The sequence below is a fragment of the Brevibacillus sp. RS1.1 genome, assembly GCF_013284365.1.
Taxonomy (GTDB): Bacteria; Bacillota; Bacilli; order Brevibacillales; family Brevibacillaceae; genus Brevibacillus; species Brevibacillus brevis_D.
Map to the genome: position 1 here is coordinate 46,973 of NZ_JABSVA010000010.1, position 17,189 is coordinate 64,161.

The 17,189-nt window shown below is 50.5% G+C and carries 12 protein-coding genes; 9 read left to right on the forward strand and 3 right to left on the reverse strand.

The genetic code is table 11. The annotated features are described in order from the left end of the window. Positions 1–3 precede the first annotated feature (3 nt). The 4 genes from hutU (at position 4) to HP570_RS24090 (ending at position 5,079) form a co-directional block, all read left to right on the forward strand. Positions 4–1,674 (forward strand): urocanate hydratase, encoded by a 1,671-nt coding sequence (hutU, locus tag HP570_RS24075; protein ID WP_173627482.1) that lies wholly within the window; start codon positions 4–6, stop codon positions 1,672–1,674. Positions 1,675–1,679: 5 nt separating this feature from the next. Then, on the forward strand, positions 1,680–2,954 hold the full coding sequence (hutI, locus tag HP570_RS24080; protein WP_173627419.1) for an imidazolonepropionase: 1,275 nt from the start codon (positions 1,680–1,682) through the stop codon (positions 2,952–2,954). A gap of 72 nt (positions 2,955–3,026) precedes the next feature. Next, on the forward strand, positions 3,027–4,367 hold the full coding sequence (locus HP570_RS24085) for a YjiH family protein (protein ID WP_173627420.1): 1,341 nt from the start codon (positions 3,027–3,029) through the stop codon (positions 4,365–4,367). 73 nt (positions 4,368–4,440) lie between these two features. Next, a complete protein-coding gene (locus HP570_RS24090; RefSeq protein WP_173627421.1) occupies positions 4,441–5,079 on the forward strand; it encodes a pyridoxamine 5'-phosphate oxidase family protein in 639 nt (212 codons plus the stop codon). Positions 5,080–5,133: 54 nt separating this feature from the next. On the opposite strand, the gene HP570_RS24095 is transcribed toward HP570_RS24090, so the two are convergent. Genes HP570_RS24095 through HP570_RS24105 form a run of 3 tightly spaced genes read right to left on the reverse strand, consistent with a single transcriptional unit; the run spans position 5,134 to position 8,652 of the window. Further along, positions 5,134–6,570 (reverse strand): eCIS core domain-containing protein, encoded by a 1,437-nt coding sequence (locus HP570_RS24095; protein ID WP_173627422.1) that lies wholly within the window; start codon positions 6,568–6,570, stop codon positions 5,134–5,136. Between the two features lie 2 nt (positions 6,571–6,572). Beyond that, positions 6,573–8,246, reverse strand: coding sequence for an MORN repeat-containing protein (locus HP570_RS24100; protein WP_173627423.1), 1,674 nt, complete (start codon positions 8,244–8,246; stop codon positions 6,573–6,575). Between the two features lie 19 nt (positions 8,247–8,265). Continuing rightward, entirely contained in the window at positions 8,266–8,652 is a 387-nt protein-coding gene (locus tag HP570_RS24105; protein ID WP_173627424.1) for a DUF4280 domain-containing protein, read from the reverse strand. 170 nt (positions 8,653–8,822) lie between these two features. Between HP570_RS24105 and HP570_RS24110 the strand changes: the two genes are divergently transcribed. From HP570_RS24110 to HP570_RS24130, 5 genes are all read left to right on the forward strand, one after another. After that, on the forward strand, positions 8,823–11,579 hold the full coding sequence (locus HP570_RS24110; protein WP_173627425.1) for an adenylate/guanylate cyclase domain-containing protein: 2,757 nt from the start codon (positions 8,823–8,825) through the stop codon (positions 11,577–11,579). An 18-nt stretch (positions 11,580–11,597) separates the two neighbouring features. Next, a complete protein-coding gene (locus HP570_RS24115; RefSeq protein WP_173627426.1) occupies positions 11,598–13,754 on the forward strand; it encodes an ATP-binding protein in 2,157 nt (718 codons plus the stop codon). 130 nt (positions 13,755–13,884) lie between these two features. Next, complete coding sequence (locus HP570_RS24120) at positions 13,885–14,439, forward strand: Pvc16 family protein (RefSeq protein WP_375138864.1); 555 nt, start codon at positions 13,885–13,887, stop codon at positions 14,437–14,439. Next, a complete protein-coding gene (locus tag HP570_RS24125) occupies positions 14,439–15,245 on the forward strand; it encodes a hypothetical protein (RefSeq protein ID WP_173627427.1) in 807 nt (268 codons plus the stop codon). The genes HP570_RS24120 and HP570_RS24125 overlap by 1 nt, the downstream gene beginning before the upstream one ends. A 181-nt stretch (positions 15,246–15,426) precedes the next feature. Continuing rightward, positions 15,427–17,184 carry a phage tail sheath subtilisin-like domain-containing protein gene (locus tag HP570_RS24130; protein WP_173627428.1) on the forward strand — a complete coding sequence of 586 codons (1,758 nt, stop codon included), beginning with the start codon at positions 15,427–15,429 and terminating at the stop codon, positions 17,182–17,184. The last annotated feature ends 5 nt before the right edge of the window (positions 17,185–17,189 follow it).

Below are 17,189 nucleotides of genomic sequence, written 5' to 3' on the forward strand. Positions count from 1 at the left end.
ATGATGACGACGACACAATCCGTTGAGCAATTGATCCAAGCCTTTTCAGGTACCCAATTACATACAAAGGGATGGGTGCAGGAAGCTGCGCTGCGCATGCTTTTGAACAACCTCAATCCTGATGTAGCGGAGCGTACAGAGGATCTGGTCGTATACGGCGGAATTGGCAAGGCGGCACGGAACTGGGAATGCTTCGATGCGATTGTCAAAACATTGCAAACGTTAGAGAGCGATGAAACACTCCTCATCCAGTCTGGGAAGCCAGTTGCTGTATTCAAATCGCATACCGATGCACCGCGTGTGCTGCTGGCAAACTCGAACCTGGTGCCTGCCTGGGCGAATTGGGAGCATTTCCACGAGCTGGACAAAAAGGGTTTGATGATGTACGGACAAATGACAGCAGGAAGCTGGATTTACATTGGCAGCCAGGGCATCGTACAAGGAACGTATGAGACGTTTGCAGAGCTGGCACGCCAGCATTTTGAAGGCACGCTGACTGGAACGATTACCGTCACAGCAGGCTTGGGCGGCATGGGTGGTGCGCAACCGTTGGCCGTATCGCTCAATGGCGGTGTGAGTATCAATATCGAGGTGGATCCGACCCGTATCCAACGCAGACTGGACACGAAATATCTGGATGTAATGACAGATAGTCTGGATGAAGCGATCCGTTTGGCGGAAGAAGCGAAACGTGACAAAAAAGGCATTTCCATCGGTTTGTTGGGCAATGCTCCCGAAGTGCTGGATGCCATGCTGGCTCGCGACTTTATCCCGGATGTGCTGACGGACCAGACCTCCTCGCATGATCCACTCAATGGCTACATTCCCATCGGTATGTCACTGGAGGAAGCAGCCGAACTGCGGACACGCGATCCGAAAGCCTACGAATCTCGGGCAAAAGCAAGCATCGCTGAGCACGTCCGCGCGATGCTCGCCATGCAGGAAAAAGGAGCCGTCACTTTCGACTATGGTAACAACATCAGGCAGGTGGCAAAAAACGAGGGTGTGGAGGATGCGTTCCGTTTCCCTGGGTTTGTGCCAGCCTATATCCGTCCACAGTTTTGCGAGGGCAAGGGGCCGTTCCGTTGGGTAGCGCTGTCTGGCGATCCTGAGGATATTTACAAGACAGACGAAGTCATCCTGCGCGAGTTTTCCTACAACACGCATCTGTGCAACTGGATTCGCATGGCACAGGAGCGCATTCAGTTCCAGGGACTGCCTTCCCGCATTTGCTGGTTAGGATATGGCGAGCGTGCGCGTTTTGGTCAAATCATCAATGAGATGGTGGCACGCGGTGAGCTATCGGCCCCTATCGTCATTGGACGTGACCATCTGGACTCCGGTTCTGTCGCTTCGCCAAACCGTGAGACAGAAGCGATGAAGGACGGCAGCGATGCGGTTGCAGACTGGCCGATTCTCAATGCCATGATCAATGCGGTAGGCGGAGCGAGCTGGGTATCTGTGCACCATGGAGGCGGTGTTGGCATGGGATACTCTCTCCACGCAGGAATGGTCATCGTGGCAGATGGTACTCCAGAAGCAGCACGTCGTCTGGAGCGTGTCCTCACGACCGATCCAGGCATGGGCATCGTCCGCCATGTGGATGCAGGTTACGACCTCGCGATTCAAACAGCCAAGGAAAAAGGCGTCAACATTCCGATGATGAAGGAGTAAAAGCCATGACAAAACCTGTATGGATTCGCCACGCCAGTCAGCTTGCCACGCTGGCTGGTGGCTCCTCTTCCCCGGTAGTAGGGGCGCAAATGAATGAATTGTCGATCATCGAGGACGGAAGCATCTGGCTGGAAGACGGCGTTATCCAGCGAGTGGGAACAGATGAAGATCTGGCGCTTCACTATCGAGACCGTACGCATGAGGCGCAAATCATCGATGCTTCGGGCAAGCTGGTCACGCCAGGGCTGATCGATCCGCATACACATCTAGTGCACGCGGGCAGTCGGCAAAACGAGTTTAACATGCGGCTAAATGGTGCGACCTATATGGAGATTATGAATAATGGCGGCGGGATTCACTCGACTACCGCAGCTACGCGCGCAGCTACCCATGAAGAGCTGTTTGCCCAGAGCAAGCATCGTCTTGACCAGTTTTTGTTGCATGGAGTCACAACCGTCGAGGCGAAAAGCGGCTACGGCCTGACACTGGAAGATGAGCTGAAGCAGCTCGAGGTCGCCAAGCAGTTGAATGAAGCACATCCCATCGACATCGTCAGTACTTTTATGGGTGCACATGCTGTGCCACGTGAATACAAGGAGAATCCGGATGCGTTTGTAGACGTGGTCATCGAGGAAATGATCCCGGAGGTCGCTCGACGCAAGCTGGCTGTTTTTAACGATGTATTTTGCGAAAGAGGTGTGTTCACTCCGGAGCAATCCCGACGCATTCTCGAAGCAGGGGTCCGTCATGGGCTATTGCCGAAGATTCATGCAGACGAAATCGAACCGTATGAAGGGGCAGAGCTGGCAGCTTCGGTTGGAGCGGTATCTGCGGATCATTTGTTGCGCGCCTCAGACAAGGGGATTGAACAGATGGCAGAAGCGGGCGTCATCGCTGTGTTACTGCCTGGTACGGCATTTTTCCTGATGGCAGAGTCAGCAAATGGCAGGAAAATGATCGATCGTGGCGTGGCTGTCGCGATTTCAACGGATTGCAATCCGGGCTCGTCTCCAACGGTTTCGCTCCCACTCATCATGAATCTGGGTTGCCTGAAAATGGGGATGACGCCAGCCGAGGTGCTGACAGCAGCAACCATCAATGCTGCTCACGCAATCCGCTGCGCGCATGAAGTCGGCAGCCTTGAGGTGGGGAAAAAAGCGGATGTCACGATTTTTGACGTTCCTGATTTCATGACCTTGCAATATCGGTATGGGATCAACCACGTAAACACGGTCATCAAAAACGGAACGATTGTCGTTGCTGAGGGCAGACTGGCGTAATACGAAAGAGAGCAAAAGAAAAACGGATAGAAGTGGAGGAGACCGGCTTGTCTTTGATATGGGGGGACATGTATGGGCAATATTTCGAACAGTAATCTTGCGCCGCATCCTAGTCAGCAAGCCGTATCCACCACACATGCTTGGAAGTTTTTTGTTTTTAGCCTCATTGGCATTTTCGTCTTTTTTATTCCTGTTACCGTTAATGACACAAGCTCAATTGTTCTCGATCACATCGTGACATGGGTTCGGCAAATCATGCCGGGTGCAATACCGGTGTACGCTTTGCTTGTGATTGTGCTTGGGGCCATTTATCCGTTTGTGACGGGGAGTTGGAAGCAGAGCAAAGTAAACCTCGTCTTTTCGGCGCTAAAAGTACTGGGTGTGCCTATCGCTCTGTTGATTTATTTTCAGTCGGGTCCTACATGGCTGCTGGACAAGAATAAGGGGCCATTTCTCTTCGAAAAGCTGGTGATTCCCGTAGGCATGGTGGTTCCGATCGGCTCCGTGTTCTTGGCTCTGCTGGTTGGCTACGGCCTTTTGGAGTTTATTGGGGTATTGGTACAACCGATTATGCGCCCGATTTGGAAAACACCTGGCCGCTCTGCAGTAGATGCGGTGGCATCCTTTGTGGGAAGCTATTCGATCGGTCTTTTGATCACGAACCGGGTATTCAAAGAAGGCAAATATACAATAAAAGAAGCAGCCATTATTGCAACCGGCTTTTCCACCGTTTCTGCGACATTTATGATCGTGATTGCAAAAACATTGGATTTGATGAATTACTGGAATCTTTACTTCTGGGTCTCGCTCGTGGTGACGTTTCTCGTAACCGCAGTGACTGTGCGTATTTGGCCGCTGTCCACCATGAGCGATGCGTATTACCAGGACAACGGCGATCCTGAAAAAGTAATCAAGGAAAAACGGCTGCGCCAGGCGTGGACGGAAGCAATGGATGCAGCGGGAAAAGCACTGCCGCTTAAACGGAACATTTGGGAGAACTTGCGGGATGGCTTTATCATGACCATGAGTATTCTTCCGTCCATCATGTCGGTCGGTTTGCTCGGGTTGGTGCTGGCCGAATTCACTCCTTTGTTTGACTGGTTAGGCTACTTGTTTTATCCAATAACATGGCTCTTGCAAATTCCAGAGCCAATGCTGGCGGCAAAGGCGTCAGCGATCGAAATTGCCGAAATGTTTTTACCCGCACTCTTAGTGGTAAAAGCGCCTCTGGTCACTAAGTTTGTCATTGCCGTTGTTTCGGTTTCTTCTATCCTGTTCTTTTCCGCGACGATTCCTTGCATTTTGTCTACCGAGATTCCGATTAGTATTCCAAAGCTTCTGGTGATTTGGGTAGAGCGTACGATCCTAACGCTGCTGTTTGTTACTCCGCTAGCTTTCCTGCTTCTGCCATAATCATAAAAAGCGAACGGACAATTATGGTATGATGGTGGCAGGTTCGAACAAGCAGAGGAAAGAGGGGCTAGTCATGTCAGGATTCGGAATTTTCCGTGATGTTATTACGTCAGAGCAGCAGCTGCGCGAAATGGTCGGAGAACCAAGTCGTCTCGTACAGAACAAGGCGATACCCAAGCTGGATGACCATAGCCGCAATTACATTGCCCAAGCGCCATTTCTCATCATTGCCACAGCAGACAAAGATGGCCATTGCGATGCTTCGCCACGTGGAGATGCGCCTGGCTTTGTGCATGTCATCGATGATCACCATCTGGTCATCCCCGAGCGCCCAGGAAACAAGCGTATGGACTCTATCACGAATATTTTGGTCAACCCGCATATTGGGCTTATCTTTTTGATTCCTACGCTGGAAGAGACGTTCCGCGTGAATGGCAAGGCTTGCATTATTCGCGATGAAGAAATACTGGCGAAGATGGCGGTAAACGGGAAGGCGCCAACGCTCGGAATCGGAGTAAAGGTAGAGGAGTGCTTCGTCCACTGTGCGAAGGCATTTATGCGCTCTGGTCTATGGAAGCCGGAGTCCTGGCCGGCAGAGGGGACGACTCCTAATGTCGCACAAATGCTGGCGGATCATGTGAAGCTTCCGGGTGTGACGGCAAAAGAAGTGGCAGAGGGCTTGCAAGACAGCTATACGAATCGATTGTATTAAGCATAGGAAAAACGGCAGTTCTCCCATTTCGTTGTGGAGCCTGCCGTTTTCGGTTTATTCAGGGATAGGGTCGCCTACCAACCACCCAGTATTGGAGCTGCCACAGTAATAGCATTCGACTGTATAAGAGGGCATGTTCGAATAACGTATATGTTCCGGGATTATGAAGACCGGGTCGACGTTTCCGGTTCCCCCCGTTGGGGTTCCTTTTGTAATGCCCCGGAAAATTACCTTGATATCATACCCTGGCAGATTGGTCATATTGCCCAATCTAGCGGTCAGTCTAGCCTTGAGATCACCCAGTGGGGCGTTGGCCTTATTTTCGGCAGCGGTGTACGGCCAAGGGTTTTCAGGATGATACTTTTGAATGACAATGACATACTCTTTATATCGATTCGTATCCCGCCGCTTATCTAATTGACCGATCGCTTCATGAATCCGGGAGCCAATTTGGGAATCGTCATGAGAGCTGATTGTCTTGATCTCCATAGCCACACGTTTTTCCTCGTATGAAACGGTTGAATCATCCTCATCCTCCTCCAGCATGCGGTCTTCCTTAGGCGTGTCGTTTTGCTGCTCCTCCAAATAGGTGTAATCAATGTCAGGATCGTCGTCCTTATCCTTTCCGAAAAAGGGCGTGATATTTTCTCCGAATAGACGCTGTGCCTCTTCCAGTTCTGTATAATTCCCACCCGTAACCGAGAAAATATCGGAAATTTTGGCGTGCAGACTGATACCGTAACGTACTTTGTCAAAGTAGTTATCTACGTCGCCCACTTGCTCAAAAAGCTCACTTACCGTTCCTTCATCCAGGTTATTTGTTTTTTCCACATGTTTGTCCCACATTCTGCGTGCATCTTTTACATCTTCGTCCCAAGTGCCTTGGATAATCGGAGATGATACGGAACTACCAGCATCCGTACCTGTACCATCCGTCACCGTACCAACAGCTGCCAGTGACCCATAGCGATCCGCTTCCGCTTCCAGAGCCGGATCATCATTGATGGGCAAGCTGGAATCAGGAACGTTCGCTTTTACCCTTCCTTGACGTTGCTGAACCACATGTGTCAGCTCATGACCGAGTAGCTGCTGACCGCTTTGCGTCTCTGGTTGATACGTCCCCGGGGCAAAGTGAATGTCATTCCCTTGGGCAAAGGCAACCGCCCCGATATGGGAGGCAACAGACGATTCTGGATGAATCTGTACATCTGAAAAATCAGTGTGAAAAGCATTCTCCATTTTTGCTTGGACGGAATCAGGGAGGGAGCGACCGCTGCTGGAAGAGAGATTCTCCGATTTTTGCAAGGGAGTCTTCGCTAACATGCGCTGCACAGCCTGATTGCCAAGAGTCTTTTGTAGAGAAAGGATGTGGGAAGAGTGACTCGCCTTTCTTTGGACCTGGTTCATTTGGAGCATGGGTCTGGAAACAGGTGCACCCGGTTTTTCATGGGTCGCATCCATAGACGGCTTGCTAGTTTCATAGCGTCGCATGATTACACCCCCTCTACTTTTGTCACGTCCAATTGTACGGGTTCCTTTTGCTGTGCTTGATAGAAATAGAGATACAGATACGGATCGACCAAATAGCTCGTGATAGCGCCAGTGCGGTTAGCGTACGTGGAGGATGTCTTGGGCAAAATGGCCGCTTTGCTGTCGAGCTCGTTCCGATCTTCTTTGACGATCGAGATGACCTGTGGGTGATAGACGTGGACGGCAGTGACAATTTGCTTGCTAGGGTGTCCGGGTGTTGGTTCAAGTGTAAAAGCCATGTTCATTTCACGATACGCAAGTTTTTGCGGTGATAAGGTGGTATCCTTCGCTGGTGGAACTTCGGGTGCTTTTTGATCGGCAGGAGGAGGGGCAGTACCTTCGCCTTCCTTCGGTGTGTCATCGTCGGGCTTGCCCATGATTTCCTCCAGCTTGCTCCGGGAGATGCCAATGAATCCTGGCAAATCAATGCGCCCTTCGCGGAAGTACCCCTTGTACAACGGCAAGCCTTCCTTGTCGTAGAGTACCCCGATGCCGTCGTAGGCACCTGCCCGAAATTGCCCTTGATACAACAGTGCGTCTTCAGCAGAACGAAGCTCTCCCGTTCCGTGATAATGCCCTTCGGCAAAACCGCCTTTATACAGCGTTATGCCACTTGCATCTTTCAGCTCGCCCTGCCCGTGATACACACCCAGCAAAAAATCACCTTGATAGACGATGCTGCCACTGGTGGAGAATTTGGTTCCGGCTCCATTGAAGTGCCCGTTTCGAAAATGACCTTCATACACGAGTTTGCCATCCCGATCAAAAAGACTCCCGGCCCCGTTGTATCTGCCGTCCACAAATTGCCCTTTATACTGCACGAGCCCGTTTTCGTAGTAATCAGTTCCTTCGCCGCCGTAGAATCCATTGTCAAACAGTCCGTCGTAGAGCAGCTTTCCATCCTTCGTAAAAAGTCTGCCAGCTCCGTTGTACACCCCGTTTTTAAAAGCGCCTTCGTATTTGATTGCGCCATTTGTGTACAATTCCTGACCGGCTCCATCCAGCTTCCCATTTTTGAAATCTCCCTGAAAAACAACTTGCTGGTTGTCGTTGAACAACGCTCCTTGACCAGCGTATACCCCATTTTCAAACCCGCCTTGATAGACGAGAACGCCTTTCCGGTATCCTTTGCCTAAGCCTTGCGGAGTGCCGCTTTTAAATTCGCCGCTGTATAGAAGCTTCCCATTGTCGTCATAGAGCTCGCCTTTTCCGTCATACAGACCGTCCACGAGCTGGCCAGAATAGATCATCGTGCCTTCCGGGTTGTAAATGATCGCCAGACCGGTGTCGGAAATCTGTTGATTGGGAGTTTTTAAATGAATGACGATGGGACGTTGCAAAAAGCGGTTAAGGGCATCGGGAGGGTTGATGAAAAGAAAGTAGGCCAGGACAAGGAGGAATAGTCCTGTCAAAATGAGAAAGCGTTTAGCGATGTAAAAACGGCCGATATGCACGTAATCGTTGAGTGAAGTTTCTTTTTTGGTGAATAGTCCGGCAATGCCGTTCTTGATCCAATCGAGGGCTTGCTTGGGGAGGGCGGCTCCTTTTTTTATCCAATCCTGCCCCCATTTTTTGAGCGGCTGGGTGAGCGGGTCGACAATTGTTTGTTCCGTTAGCTTTTGGAGTTGTTTGTCCATATCGTAACCTCCCTACTTGTCAGGGAACCTGAATCGTCGCTTGTCCGGGGTTCGTGATCGAAATGACGCCACCCCAGCTGCACATGAGCTTGGAGGTTTGATTGAGGGCAGGCATGTTGGACACGAGAACAGTAGGGGAGCCAGGAACCCAAGGAGCGGCTGTGACAGGAACGCAGGGGACCGGAGTGAAAACGCCCAGCTTCGCCGCTGTGGCTGCTGCGACCTGAGGGTTGGATATCGTATTGCACATCCCGAATGGAAGGACGTTTACCATCGGTTTATTGTCCATAATGTTTGCGATCGGCATACTGGTTGTGACGCGATTCACCGGGAGCACCATGAGTGAACTGGGAGCAGCACCAAAGCTGCACTGTAGCATGGCTCCTCCGCAGACGAGTTGTCCCATGAAGCCAACTCCTTTTCATAAGTCATCTGGTAAGATATTGAAAATCAATCTGTATAGTAGTATAAATGTCAAATAGAGAAGATGTATAGCGAAATTTGTAATTTTTAGTATAATGTTGCTTGGTATCATTTTCGAAAATACGTTTTCGAGAGATGGGAGAACCGCAAACGATGGGAAATAACAAGAAGTATTCCTGGTTGACCGGACTGCTGATTGTATTTGTTGGGATCGGCTTGCTGCTCGCTTGGAACATGGATAGAAGCGGGAGGCAGGACGAACCGTTTCAAGGGATCAACAGCATCGCGGCCAATAGTCAAAAGGATGTCGTCCTCATAACGGATGGACACCAAAAGCTGACTAGCCTTTACCCCGATCGGACGCTACGGTACCAGCAAGTCCTGGAGCAAAATCCAGAAGAAGGCTTGGAAAATTTCACAGAGGTAGCCATCGACGAAGAAGGTTATGCGTACGTGCTGATCACAAAGCTTGATAGCTTTGGTTTGCGGACTGTATCCGAGAGAATCGTGCGAATGTCGCCAGATGGAGAAATCGAACAAGTCGTGTATGAAGATTCCTATGGAGCGAACAGCTCGTACAAGCGAATTGGCAAGGTACGCTCCCTGCAAGTCGCGAAAGATCGTCTTTATTTTTATGTTTATCAACATCCTGAAGTGATCGCCTATCAATTTGTACCCTCTGATTCACCCCCCACACAACTCTATCAAATCCAATTGCCTAATGAAGTATACGTTAATGAAATCACAGGAGTAGACCCGCGTCATACCTATGTCACTACCAAGCGTGGAGAGTTTTTTCAGGTCGATGTCCCCAAAGGAAGCGGGAAAGCTCAAGTGAAAGGTCCGCTATACATTCACTCCGAACGCTCGGAAATGAATCGTACCGTCCCCGATCATGTCAAAGTGGGGCCAGCAGGTCGTCTTCTTTTCTACAATTCTGATCAAAATGTCATTGAACGCTTCGATCCTGCACATCCAGATGAAATCGCCTTAATGGTGCCTTCCAAAACATTCGAGCAGATCAAGTCGAGCGATAGCAGTGCCCTAACGGCGTTTGCTGTAACTCCTCAGTATGAGATCGTAGTCGCCACAGATAGTCAACTCGCCTTCCTGGATCAACAAGGAAATGTGATGACCAAGCTCACGTCCCCGTCTGTATCCGAAAAAGACCGCTTGAAGGAATGGACCTGGTGGACAGGATTGGGCGTGGCAATTCTCCTGTTTTGTGTCATTCAGTTTCTGTTGTTTCGCCTCTTCCGGATTCCGTTGATTATCAAGCAAACGATTGTGATAGCTCCGCTCATTGTTGTCCCTGTATTTCTTCAACTGGAGGGAACGAAGCTGACCTTCTCGTTTATGGAGCAGGAAAATCAAACCGATCTTCGTCTCCAAGCCTATGTTATTTCTACGCTGATCGAAGGGGACAAGCTGGATGGAATCAATGGAGCGATTGATTACATGAATGGGGACTATCAAGCTGTACAGGCCAATCTGAAAAAACTGGAGGTCCCCGATGATGTGAATGTGAACAGGGGGCTGTATAAAACGATTTACAAATACACAGATGGCGAATTGTTTCTCATGATGGATGACAATGACAGCGCAGAAGTGTTTGAGAATGTGGCCATTGATGACGAGTTCCGCAGTGTGGTCATGAAACGGGAGATCGTCTCGGGTAAAGCCCAGGATCGGACAGGCTACTGGATGTACGCGATGGCCCCGATATACAACTCCTCAGGCAAGCTATCCGGTGTGTTGGAGCTAGGCAGGGAAATGAACGGGGTCCGCATACAGCACAACGAAATGTCCCGTGAGCTAGGCCGTGGCGCTGCGCTAGTCTGGTCGATTTGTGCAAGTCTATTCTTCCTTTTCTCGTGGCTGACATACCGAAACATCCGCAATCTCCAAACGAACGTTTCCCATATGGGAAAAGGCGACTACAGTGTGGTGGCCAGGGTTCGCTCCATGGATGAAATTCAAAAGCTGGCAGAAAGCTTCAACCAAATGGCCAAGCGCATTCGTCAGTACATTTCGAATATCACGAGGATGAGCGAGGCGAACAATCGCTTTGTTCCGCAGCAGTTTATCCATTTTCTCGGGAAGGAAAGCATACTCGACGTGGAGCTGGGTGATCAGGTGGAGCGGGAAATGGCCATTATGCGGATGAGTCTGCAATCGTTTCATGCCATCTCGCATCGTCTGCGACCAGAGACGACCTTCCGTGTCATCAATGCGTTTCTCAAGCGTTTTGCTCCGATTGTAAACGAGAATCAAGGGATGATTACCGAATATCTCGATCCCGGGGTGCTTGCTGTTTATCCAAAAGAGGCAAAAGACGCGTTGGATGCGGCGGTACAGATGCGTCGTACGTTAGCAGACTATAACGAGCAACGGGCGGAAAAAGGATACGATCCGATTGAATTGCGGGTTGCGCTGCATCACGGTCCGCTGATGCTAGGGATTATTGGCGAGGCGACGCGTCTGGAGGCTGCGATTATATCGGATCATGTCCGCGTGGTGGAGAAAATGGAAAAGATGGCGGAAACACTCGGGGCCTGCATCCTGATGTCCGATTCGCTATTTGCCGAGATGGGAGAGAGTACGTCGTATCGATATCGTGATTTAGGCTGGGTTCATATCGAGGGAGAGGCTCAGCCGATGCATTTGTACGACGTATACGAGGGGGACGCTGACCAGATTCGTGCGCACAAGGATGAGACGAAAGAATTGTTTGAACAAGCGATTGTGATGTATCAGAATGGGAGATTTTACGATGCACGATCCGCTTTTCTGTCCGTCATCAAGCAAAATCGCTGGGATCAGGCGGCGCGACAGTATTTCTACTTATGTGACGAATACGCGCAAAAAGGGGCCGAACAAGATTGGTCTGGCGAGTTGAAAATATCGTAGGAGCGGTGAAAAAGCGAAATGACGAATCTCGAACCGAATCACAACCAGTGGAACTATTACGAAGAGATGCTTCGATGGCTGGATATTCATCTGATGCGCTTGCTGGCCGTACGAGCACAGCAGGGGGAAGATTATCCGCTGGATCAAATGAGGGGGGTGATTGTCACAGAGGAGGAAGTCGTGCAATTGCTCGAGGCAGCTCCGCCAGCGACGCAGCTATGGGAAGCCTTCGCAGAGCGGTTGGCAGCATGCGAGGAACGACTTCATGCCCTGCACATGCAAGAAGCGGGTAGCATACCGATTTTGGCAGTGGCAGACGCTTTTTCACTCAACCGCTTCGAGCTGGGGTGTTTATTTCTTTGTTTGTCAGTCGAGCTGGATCGGAAGTACGAAAAGCTGTTTGGCTACCTCCTCGATGATATTACGTGCAAGTCACCTACTCCCGAATTGGCGATGCAGCTATTTTGCCGGACAGCGACCGAGAGAATGGAAGTCTGGACAGCGTTTGCGCAAAAAAGCAAGCTGGGCCGACTACTGCTTTTTACCGAGGGGGATATGGGTGGCAGCGGCTCTTGGCTCTCTCGACCGTTAAAGCTGGATGAACGACTGCTGCACTTTTTGACGACAAGGGATGGAGGTGATGCCAGTCTGCCGCCTTGGCTATCCTGGAGCTTGCCAGATCAAGGGCTGGAACCGTTGGTAGGAGAGAGCGCGATTCATTTGCAGGAACGCTTTGACACATTGTGGGAAACGGCAGGAGCAGATTCAAATCGGCTTCTCCTGCATATGCATGGTCCGACTGGCGTTGGAAAAAGGCATCGGGTGAAGCATCTGTTTCACCGCGTCAGGCGACCGGTGCTGTTCGTCGATGCAGAGCGCTTGATCCGGGAGGAAGCTTTTTCGCGCAGATTACAGCAGGTATTGCGAGAGGTGCAGCTGCGTCGGGGTGTGCTGTGCTTGCATCAGTTCGAGGTTTTTCTGACAGAAGAAGTCCAAACAGTTGGACGCAAGCAGCTGGTGATGGATGAACTCGAAAGCTTTTCTGGTCCCATTGCCATTGTGGCGAAAAGTCAATGGAAGCCGGAAAACGCACTGGGGAAGCGGATTTGGCTGGAAATGGAGGTGCCAAGTCCAGATGAAACGGAAAGGAGGCGATTATGGGAGACAGGCCGTGCAGGCATGAGCTTTTCTCAAGAGATTGACGTAGGCGTTTTAGCAGGGAAATTCAAGCTGAATGCCGGGCAAATCAATCAGGCGCTTCACAGAGCAAACGAGATGGCGATGCAGACGAAAGACGGGATCATTACGAAAACACATCTCCACGAAGCTTGCTTCCTGCAAATGAGGCATGCGCTAGAAAAGCACGCCACACGCTTGAGACCCAAATACAGCTGGGAAGATCTGATTTTGCCTGAGGAGCAACTGACTTTGTTGCGGAACGCCTGTAATCAGGTCACCTATCGAAATGTTGTTTTGGGAGAGTGGGGTTTTGGGAGAAAGCTTTCTTATGGGAAAGGCGTCAGCATGTTGTTTGCAGGTCCTCCGGGTACGGGCAAGACGATGTCGGCGGAAGTCGTAGCAAAGGAACTGGGTCTGGAGCTTTTTAAAATTGACTTGTCGCAGGTGATCAGCAAGTACATTGGGGAGACGGAAAAAAACCTCCACCACATCTTCTCGGAAGCGAAGATCGGCAATGCCATCCTCTTCTTTGACGAAGCCGATGCCCTTTTTGGCAAGCGCTCAGAAGTGAAAGATTCGCACGACAAATACGCAAATGTGGAAACGGCCTACTTGCTGCAAAAGATGGAGGAGTACGAGGGGGTCTCCATTTTGGCGACGAATCTCCTGCAAAATTTTGACGATGCCTTTATGCGAAGAATCAACTACGTGGTGAAGTTTCCTTTTCCCGAACCGTACTATCGCGAAGAAATATGGCGCAGCATGTTCCCCGCAGATACACCACGAGCTGCTGACATCGATTTTGAGTTTCTCGCTTCCAAGCTGCATATTGCGGGAGGCGGGATCAAAAATGTGGTGCTCGCGGCCTCTTTCTTGGCTGCATCGGAAGGCACGCCCGTTTCCATGCGTCATTTGGTTGGGGCTGCGAAGCAGGAATTAAAAAAGACGGGTAAGCTGCTGTTGAAAGAGGATTTGGGGGAGTATGCCAACAGGTAGCATGTCGAAGAAAGTGTGTAATTTTACAAAATTAGATAAAAATGCATGTAAAACCATTAATTTGAATGTTATGATAAGTGTATTCTGTCAAATAATGTCGAGGTGAACGGGTATTAGCCAGTACACCGCCATTGCTGAAGTAGGAGAGACACTGCTCGCTCTTTTTCGAAAAGAGATGACGCCGGAGCCGATTAGCCAACCGGAGTTGATTGGTCTAAGCTCGCCTGCTCAGCCAGGAGATTTGGCGTTAGCCTTGTTTTTATACGAAATCCGGGAAAGTCAGGAGAGGCAGCACATGATGATCAGTGAAGGTACTGATCAGTTGCGATATCCCCCAATGACGGTCAATCTATCCTACATATTGACCGCCCATTCCCCAGCAGAACAGCATACCCGCATGCTGGACGAGCACCGCATCCTCGGGCGTGCCATGCAGGTTCTCTACGACAACGCCATTTTGCGTGGCGATCAGCTTCAAGGCTCCCTTGCAAACATGGATACAGAGCTTCGCGTCGTCGTGGAGCAGCCTCCCGTTGATAAACTCATCCAACTCTTTCCACATGTTCCGTACAAGCTATCCATCGGCTACTCGGTAGGGCCGGTTCATATCGATTCCACCCGAGTTCGTTCAACGAAGCGCGTACTGGAACGGGATATTCGCATACGAGGGGAAGGTCAACGTTAATGGATCAGCATTTCCAGGTGCGCATTCGTTCCGTTTTCTCGTATGCCGTTCGTCTGGTGGATATGTATACAAGGGGAGCCCCTTTTCGCTCGAGCTTGTCTGTTAGCTTGGCGAATCATCCACAAGTGCCTGTATGCAAAGGGGATGGATGGTATATCTTTTCAGACTTGCCTGATGGGATATACACGCTCAATATAAGCAGCCGGGAGTATATGGATCGTTCCGTGACTTTCCCTGTGACGACCGGGAGCACATCTTACTCCGAACGAATCATTTACTTGCATCCGAGTCCAGCCTATCCATTTCGGGCAGGAGACTCCCTTGTTCGAGGGAGAGCTTGCGTGGAGGATGGTTCTCCAGCTGGTGGTGCCAGTGTGCAGGCTGTCATCTCATATGAGCGAGATGCCCCGGTGAAATTGGCTGAGGACGCTGCCAAAGAGGTCACGGAGCTAATCGTAGCCAGTAAAAAGGGTCAAGTCGATTTGGCTGACGCTTTTCTTCTCGAAACACCCACATGCAAAGGGACGATCATTCGTTTTGCAAGTCCCCCAAAAGGTCGAGTTTATCCCTTGACCGAACCTCTTTCTTTTGCCTACCCAAGAGGCACTGTCTTACTCCCACTGCTCGAAACGAACTGCGACGACAGAGGAGAATTCGTAGTTGCCCTTCCGTTGTTTCTGGAAAAAACTCATGCGCGTATGAAAATTGAAGTGTGGCGGGAAGAAGCCGCTGGTTTTGCCGAGCTTTCCATTCAAGCCAGTACGACCCAATCCATAGGTATCATCCAAATGAACAGACCCAAATAGGGTGATCCGGCAGTTGTTTGGCGTCGGTCCATGACATCCTGCTGCCTGATTATAGAGCAAGACTCACGTATCAAAACGGCTTTTTTGTAAGTGGTAAAGCAAGTGATGAAATTAATCGGAGGGAGGGACTGATTGCAGGTTTCTGCTGCTGATACACGCGGAACTCTCCAATCAGGTTACGATGCCAGAGTACTTATCACCAGGGGTGTATGTCGAAGAATTTGATAGTGGCCCCGTTCCCATGGAGGGAGCGAGCACGAGCACAGCCGGCTTTATCGGGCTTGCCCAAAAAGGACCCGTTGCAGGATTGCCTGAGCTGATTACAGGTGTCAATGATTTTCGCAAATTGTTCGGTTCCTATTTGTCTGAAAATGCGTTTGGCGAATACCGCTATCTCGCTTATGCGGTGGATCACTTCTTTCTGAATGGAGGCTCCCGTTGTTATGTGATGCGGGTAGCGCCAGCAGATGCGAAGCCGGCTTCCAATGAAGGCAACAGCGAAGGGGCTGTCCTTCGGATTATTGCCAAAAACCCGGGGGCATGGGGAAATCAGATCCGCGTAAATTTGATTCCGTCGAGTAAGGCGAAAACGCAGATTTACGAGCAGCTAGGCGAGGCTCCTAAATACCGCGTGAAAAACAGTGCAGGCTTTCAAGCGGGTGATGTCGTTTCTTTCTATGACGGTGAAACCAAGCAGTACAGCGAAGTGGTTTCTTCCCAAGACAATGTGATCGAGTTGTCTGCCGTGCTCACAGGAGACGTCATCGATAACAATCTGCTGCCGGTCAAAATTTTGTCCACATGCGAATTCACGGTGCAAGTCTTCTACAACGATGAGGCCGAAGAGTTCGACAAATGCTCGCTCAATGTCTCTGCTGCCAATCATGTCAGCAAGCTGCTGTCCAAAAGCAATATCGTAGAGGTCGAAGCGGGTGCTGCCCCTGCGAGCTCAGAAGTCATACCGCCTTTTACCGTCATTTCAGGGATAGCGGAAGAAACTCAATCTGAGGGTGGAAAGACGGAATTCGGTCTGTATCAAATCTCATTGGCAGGGGGTAGCGACGGTTCTGTCGCCAATCTGTCGGCGGGCGAATACATGGGGGAGGACCATGGACCGGGAAAACGTACCGGAATCCAAGCCTTCATCGATAATGACGAAGTGAGCATTATGGCGATTCCTGGCGTAACAGACCCGAATGTGCAGCTCGCGCTTGTGGCTCATTGTGAAAACCTGAAAAGCCGCTTCGCCATCCTCGATATCCCACGCGACAAGAAAAAAGTAAGCGATGTGTTGACCCATCGCAATATTTTCGATACGCAATACGCTGCCATCTACAATCCTTGGCTGCAAGTGTTTGATCCGCTGGACAAGCGCAACATCTACATTCCGCCATCTGGCTCCATGGCAGGCATTTACGCGCGCTCGGACAACACCCGCGGCGTCCACAAAGCCCCGGCAAACGAGGTCGTACGCGGCTGCACAGGACTGGATTGCCAGTACAATACGGGCGAGCAGGATATTTTGAATCCGAAGGGAGTCAACCTGATTCGCGCGTTTACAGGTCAAGGAATTCGCGTCTGGGGTGCGCGGACGATGTCATCCAACGGGCTATGGAAGTACATAAACGTGCGCCGCCTGTTCATTTTCCTCGAAGAATCGATCAAAAACGGGACAAACTGGGTGGTATTTGAGCCAAATGACGAGAGGTTGTGGGCCCGCGTCCAACGCACGATCGATTCTTTCCTGACGCGAGTTTGGCGAGATGGCGCGTTGATGGGCTCAAGCCCGCAGGAAGCCTTTTACATCCAAATCGGAAGAAGCACGATGACGCAAGATGATATCGACAATGGCAGATTGATCTGCGTGATTGGTGTAGCTCCTGTCAAACCAGCAGAGTTCGTCATCTTCCGTATTACGCAAAAAACATCTGATCAGTAATAATT